The 201-nt window shown below is 43.3% G+C and carries 1 protein-coding gene; it reads left to right on the top strand.

Annotated elements, in window-relative coordinates; translation table 11 throughout:
* Positions 1-195 (top strand): ISAon1 family transposase N-terminal region protein (locus tag RM541_RS17435; RefSeq protein WP_432264688.1); only part of this gene is annotated, 195 nt, incomplete at its 5' end.
* Positions 196-201: the final 6 nt, after the last annotated feature.

Genomic DNA, 201 nt, shown 5'->3' with positions numbered 1-201 from the left:
CACGGGTTTCATAAAGAAATAACAATCCAGGATTTTCCTGTGCGTGGTAAAAAGGTTTTCCTGCATATAAAACGCCGTCGATGGCTCAACAAACAAAGCAAACAGGTGATTCAGCGTGACTGGAACTTAGTAGCACAGGGAACCCGTATGACCGTCGAGTTCGCTGCTTTTTTAAAAGTACTTAGTCAGTACTAAAGCCTC

The sequence above is a fragment of the Autumnicola psychrophila genome, assembly GCF_031846645.1.
GTDB lineage: Bacteria > Bacteroidota > Bacteroidia > Flavobacteriales > Flavobacteriaceae > Autumnicola > Autumnicola psychrophila.
Note: the sequence above shows the minus strand (reverse complement) of the source record. Positions and strands in the feature narration are given on the sequence as shown.